We start from the raw sequence: 2,322 nt of genomic DNA, 5'->3' as shown, positions 1-2,322 counted from the left end.
GGTTTGAGCGGTTACAACGCGGTACTCGCCGCCCTCGCCTTCAGCCCGCAACGCCGCCAACCCTGGCTGCCGCTGCTCGGCATTCTGCTCGCGGTATTGCTCACGCCGGGGTTCGCCGCACTGGGCCTGGCAACGCTGACCGCGCCGTTCATTCTTGCCTGCTGGCTGATTCGCGCAGGCATTCGGGTGTTGCGTCAGTCCACCATGGACAGCGCACCTTGCGCTAGCGGGGAGAATCACCCTAGGCTGCGCTGATTCTCGATTCAGGCGTTATCCATGGACAGCAGCAAAAACTGGCGTGAAGAGCTTTACGTCATGATCTTCCAGACCGACACCCGGGCCGGTCGGCGCTTCGACAGCATCTTGCTGTTGATCATCCTCGCCAGCCTGGTGATCGTGGTTCTGGACAGTATCGACAGCGTTCACCAGAACTACGCCGACGTGCTGGCGTACATCGAATGGGGCTTCACCGTCATTTTCGTCATCGAATACGGCCTGCGCCTGTATTGCTCGCCCAAGCCGCTGCGCTACGCGTTCAGCTTCTATGGACTGGTGGATTTGCTCGCGATCGTGCCGGGTATTCTCGCGCTGTATTACAGCGATGCGCAGTACCTGCTGATCATCCGGATCATACGAATGCTGCGGATTTTCCGCGTGCTCAAGCTCAGCCCGTATCTGAAACAAGCCAACTATTTGATGTCGGCGTTGCGCGGCAGCAAGCAGAAAATCGTCGTATTTCTGCTCAGCGTCAGCACCCTGGTGACGGTGTTCGGCACCTTGATGTACGTGATCGAAGGCCCGGAGCACGGCTTCACCAGCATCCCCAAAGGGATCTATTGGGCTATCGTGACGCTGACCACCGTGGGCTTTGGCGACATCGTGCCCAAGACGCCGCTGGGCCAGGTGATTTCATCCCTGGTGATGATCACCGGTTACTCGATCATCGCTGTGCCGACGGGGATCTTTACCGCGGAACTGGCCAACGCCATGCGCGGTGATCAACTGCAACACGATTGCCCGGTCTGCAAGAAAAACAGCCACGAGCACAGCGCGGCGTTCTGCTCTCGTTGTGGCAATGCGTTGTTCAAGAAAATGGAATAAGCAAAGTGTTTTTTAATCTTTAAGCGACTATGCGAGTCCGGCTATAGTCGCTGGCAAATTGCCAACAATTTCCATCGAACACGTTTGATAAAACAAGGAATGCGCAGTGAAAAAACTCTTTGGCGCCTCACTTCTGGCCGCTGGCCTGGCCTTGAGCAGCATGGCTCAGGCCGCACCGACCCTGCTTAACGTTTCCTACGACGTGATGCGAGATTTCTACAAGGACTACAACGCTGCCTTCCAGAAACACTGGCAAGCCGAGCACAACGAAAACATCACGCTGCAGATGTCCTTCGGCGGCTCCAGCAAACAGGCGCGCTCGGTGATCGATGGCCTGCCGGCTGACGTCATCACCATGAACATGGCCACCGACATCAACGCCCTGGCGGACAACGGCAAACTGGTCCCGGACAACTGGGTCACACGCCYGCCGAACAACAGCGCGCCGTTCACTTCGGCCACCGTATTCATCGTCCGCAAAGGTAACCCGAAAGCCCTGAAAGACTGGCCGGACCTGCTCAAGGACGGCGTGCAGGTGATCGTCCCCAACCCGAAAACCTCGGGCAACGGCCGCTACACCTACCTCTCGGCCTGGGGCTATGTGCTGAAAAATGGCGGTGACGAAAACAAGGCAAAAGCCTTTGTCGGAAAACTGTTCAAACAAGCGCCGGTGCTGGATACCGGTGGCCGCGCCGCCACGACTACGTTCATGACCAACCAGATCGGCGACGTGCTGGTGACCTTCGAAAACGAAGCGGAAATGATTGCTCGCGAGTTTGGTCGTGATCAGTTCGAAGTGATTTACCCAAGTGTTTCCGCCGAAGCCGAGCCGCCGGTGTCGGTGGTCGACAAAACCGTCGACAAGAAAGGCACTCGCGCGGYGGCCGAGGAGTATCTGAAATACCTGTGGTCGCCGGAAGGTCAGGAAATTGCGGCTGCCAACTACCTGCGTCCACGTGACCCGGCGGTGTTGGCGAAATACACCGATCGCTTCCCGAAAGTGGATTTCCTGTCGGTGGAGAAGACCTTTGGTGACTGGCGCACCGTGCAGAAGACTCACTTCAACGATGGTGGGGTTTTCGACCAGATTTACAACGGCCAGTAATCACTGAGCTCAATGAAATAGGCGACCTGTGAAGGTCGCCTTTTTTGTGGGATACCGTTACATCGGCGGCGTCACACCGTCCTTGCCGGCCGAGATGGATTGAGCGGTCAATGTCC

3 protein-coding genes are annotated in these 2,322 nt (G+C 57.3%); all 3 read left to right on the top strand.

The features are described from left to right. The coding region (locus AC1DIS_RS29915; protein WP_477781293.1) for an urea transporter at nt 1-255 on the top strand (255 nt) is incomplete at its 5' end. A 21-nt stretch (nt 256-276) separates the two neighbouring features. Next, nucleotides 277-1,101, top strand: a complete 825-nt coding sequence (locus tag AC1DIS_RS29910) for an ion transporter (RefSeq protein ID WP_064619420.1) — start codon at nt 277-279, stop codon at nt 1,099-1,101. Between the two features lie 106 nt (nt 1,102-1,207). Further along, nucleotides 1,208-2,206 (top strand): sulfate ABC transporter substrate-binding protein, encoded by a 999-nt coding sequence (locus AC1DIS_RS29905; protein WP_477781292.1) that lies wholly within the window; start codon nt 1,208-1,210, stop codon nt 2,204-2,206. The last annotated feature ends 116 nt before the right edge of the window (nt 2,207-2,322 follow it).

This window comes from Pseudomonas sp. 05N433, assembly GCF_056396925.1.
Note: the sequence above shows the minus strand (reverse complement) of the source record. Positions and strands in the feature narration are given on the sequence as shown.